Origin of the sequence: Anaerotruncus sp. DFI.9.16 (assembly GCF_024461615.1) — a bacterium.
GTDB lineage: Bacteria > Bacillota > Clostridia > Oscillospirales > Ruminococcaceae > Anaerotruncus > Anaerotruncus massiliensis.
Window position 1 is genome coordinate 1 of record NZ_JANFZX010000182.1, and the last position, 219, is coordinate 219.

At 50.2% G+C, this 219-nt stretch carries 1 rRNA gene; it reads left to right on the forward strand.

Annotated features, from left to right (window positions below):
- Positions 1-219 (forward strand): 23S ribosomal RNA (locus tag NE609_RS17465); the annotation flags it as partial.

Sequence of the window (219 nt, forward strand, 5' to 3'; positions counted from 1 at the left end):
CCACAGCTAAGGTCCCGAATACACGTTAAGTGGAGAAGGATGTGGGATAGCACAGACAACCAGGATGTTGTCTTAGAAGCAGCCACACATTTAAAGAGTGCGTAATAGCTCACTGGTCGAGAGATCCTGCGCCGAAAATTCAACCGGGCTAAACGTGTAACCGAAGCTTGGGATTCAGCAAGGAATGGTAGGGGAGCGTCGAGTAAGGGGTGAATTCGC